The 3,157-nt window shown below is 47.1% G+C and carries 3 protein-coding genes; all 3 read right to left on the reverse strand.

The window, feature by feature from the left end; all coding sequences use genetic code 11:
* A partial coding sequence (locus tag LUQ50_RS02885; RefSeq protein WP_300035906.1) for an SIS domain-containing protein occupies window positions 1–317 on the reverse strand: 317 nt, incomplete at its 3' end.
* Between the two features lie 77 nt (window positions 318–394).
* Complete coding sequence (gene purH, locus LUQ50_RS02890; RefSeq protein WP_300035909.1) at window positions 395–1,882, reverse strand: bifunctional phosphoribosylaminoimidazolecarboxamide formyltransferase/IMP cyclohydrolase; 1,488 nt, start codon at window positions 1,880–1,882, stop codon at window positions 395–397.
* A gap of 78 nt (window positions 1,883–1,960) precedes the next feature.
* Window positions 1,961–3,157: DUF3821 domain-containing protein (locus LUQ50_RS02895; protein ID WP_300035912.1), on the reverse strand; the 1,197-nt coding region annotated here is incomplete at its 5' end.

Raw genomic sequence — 3,157 nt, forward strand, 5'->3', positions numbered from 1 at the left:
CGGGTTGTCTCACACGCTTCGAGAACCGATTTTGTTTTGCCTGATCCTGAGAATGCGATCAGGGTATCCCGCTGGTGAAATGCAGGGGTGACTGTTTCCCCGACAACATATGCATTCATACCAAGATGCATCAGACGCATACCGAAAGACTTTGCAACAAATCCTGATCTACCGGCACCAAGCACAAATATCCTCTCAGCCCTGTTTATTTCGGTGAGAAAGCACTCCACCTGGGTCTGATCAATCGACTGTGCAACCTCCTCTATCCGGGAGATCATCATTAACATGAGATCACGCAGTGGGATACACGAATCCATGAATGAGTACAGGTACTTTCGGCCCCCTCAAATACATAACGGTGCGCATCCGTATATTAAAAAAAAGAAACATCAGTTCAATGTCTGAAATACCGGACTCCGGTAAAGACCATCGCGATGTTGAGGCGGTTTGCTTCGGCAATCACTTCTTCGTCCCTGATTGACCCTCCCGGCTGAATAAGTGCAGTCGCTCCTGCCTCCGCTGCAACCTGCAGGGTGTCCGGGAATGGTAAAAAGGCATCTGAAGCCACTGCGGTTCCTTTTAATGGTGCAAGCGATCGGGATACTGCAATTCTGGCAGAATCCACCCGGTTCATCTGTCCTGCCCCGATACCTATCGCTTTGGTGCTGTCTGCAAAAATGATAGCATTACTCTTGGTATGTTTGCAGACTTTCATGGCAAGATGCATTGCTGCCTCTTCTGCTGCAGTGGGATCCCGATCGGTAACAACTTCCCACTCTTCACGGAAACTGGTATTCCGCTGTACAAGAGCACCCCCGTCTATGGTTCTGATCTCGGTACGGGCCTGAACTTCTGGGAGTTTGAGGACTCGCATATTCTCTTTCCTAGCGAGGATGGGAAGTGTTCCCACGGTATATGAAGGAGCTATCAGCACCTCAATGAAGGTGGATGCAATCTCCTTTGCCAGCTCTTCCCCTACTTCGCGGTTTACTGCTACGATTCCGCCGTACGCTGACACCGGATCAGATTCACGTGCATTGAGATATGCTGTACAGACATCAGGCCCGATTGCTACTCCACAGGGGTTGTTGTGTTTCACAATGACTGCAGCGGTTTCTGAAAATTCCCTAAGTAAAGATACTGCAGCATCCAGATCGAGATAGTTGTTATATGACATAGCCTTGCCCTGAACGGGTACTGCACCGGCTATTCCTGACTCTCCATACACTGCCGCCTTCTGATGTGGATTTTCTCCGTACCTAAGTTCTCTCCTGTTCCCAAACTGGACCGATAAAGTATCAGGGAATCCACCGTCCAGACTCTGCAGGTAATTTGATATGGCACCGTCATATGCTGCCATTCTGGTGAAAACTTTTCTAGCGAGGGCCAGGCGTTGATCATACCCGATGGGAGTATCGCTTTTTATTGCGCTGATAAGGGCAGGATAATCCTCGGGATCGATGACAACAATTACGTCCCTGAAGTTTTTGGCAGCGGCCCGGATCATGGCAGGTCCACCGATGTCAATGAACTCGATCAGTTCATCAAGGGGTAACGCCTGTTTTGCCATCTCTTCAAAAGGATAAAGATTTACAACCAACAGGTCAATCGGATTAATGTTGTTCTGCTGCATTTCTGCGTCATCTTTTCCTCTCCTGCCGAGTAATCCTCCGTGAATCCTTGGATGGAGCGTTTTGACCCTGCCATTCATCATCTCCGGATGTCCGGTATAGGTTGATACCTCAATGATTGGGATGCCTTCTTTTTCCAGGGTCTTTGCCGTCCCTCCGGAACTTAGAATCTCAACTCCGGCTTCAGCAAGAGCCCTGGCGAGTTCGATGATGCCATCTTTGTTCCAGACTGAAAGCAATGCACGCTTCATGGGAATATACTAAGACATACTCAGTAATGAGGCTGATGGCGATGGGTGTGATAAAAGAGAAAATTGAAGAGTGGATGCCTACTGGTAACGTCTTGAACCAAAAAGCAGGATCCCTGCTGATATGGCAGTAATGATGAGGCCGACCGGGAGAGGGCTTGTCTGAGTTGGTGTTGCACTCGCACTTGGGGGGTGTGGGTATGTTTTCTTCGGATGAGGGGTGATCACCGGAGTTGGTTCATCAGTTACTTCCGGGGTTGGTTCTGGGGTTGCTATCGTTGTTTGAACTTCTGTAATTTCAGGGGTGGGTTTGAAGGTTTTCTCTGTTGTCAGATTACTGGTATTCTTTCCGACTTTTTTTGTTGTCTTGTTTGTCTTTCCTTCATTGGTTGGTTCGCTGGTCACTTCTTCAGTTGGCTCTTTACTGACGGTTTTATTTCCTTTCACCGGTTTCTGTTCTTTTGTGGAGGCTGATTTAGAGGTTTTCTCTTCTTGTGTTGGCTCACTGGTAATCTCTTCCGTGGGCTCTTCAGTAGGGGTTTCAGATCCTTTAACTGACTTCTTCTCCTTTGTAGTACTCTCGGCACTCACCTTCGCCCCTTTATCCTTGCTATTCTTATCCGATTTTTCAGATTCTGTTTCTGTTGGTTTTATTTCAGATTTTCCAAGAGTGTATGTCTTCTTTTCTGTACTGGTTTTTCCTGTGTCCGGGTTATTTTCGTTTATTTTGTTGATATTGGTGATCGCTGATATGGTATAATCACCGTCCGGGAATTTCTTCTCATCAGAGGTATCCCAGACTGCACCGGTGTCATATGGTGATGTATATGCATACACCTTATCCAGATTGAATTCTTCAGTACGGGTAGATTTGAGCGTGTGATATACCGTATCATTGGGTCCGGTCATATTGATCGTCACCGGAACACCTGAAGAACCTGCTCTCTGACTTAATCCTGCCATGTTTGTTGAGATTTTGAATGAGACCAGATTTCCTCTTTTAATTGAAGCAGGTACGGTATCGATCCCGTTTTCATTCAGATCAATCTCAAGTGTTGGTTCTTCAACTGAGAAGACCGACTTTTTTCCGATCAGTTCATACCATTTACCGGTGTGACCGCTGAATGTTTCTTTGTCTACCGTAAAATGGCGGGTATCGGTAATTTTTGCCCGGGCCGTCGGTGTTCCCTGTGGATTTCCAGATTCCCACCAGGCGATTTCATCTCCTGTACGAACATTGCATTCAGAAACATCGAGGTCTGTTTCTCCAACATACAC

It is taken from the genome of Methanospirillum sp. (assembly GCF_028679455.1).
Classification (GTDB): Archaea; Halobacteriota; Methanomicrobia; order Methanomicrobiales; family Methanospirillaceae; genus Methanospirillum.

What these genes read in the sequence shown, in the direction of transcription:
- purH (WP_300035909.1), bottom strand. Translation starts at nt 1,882, where the DNA reads ATGAAGCGTGCATTGCTTTCAGTCTGGAACAAAGATGGCATCATCGAA.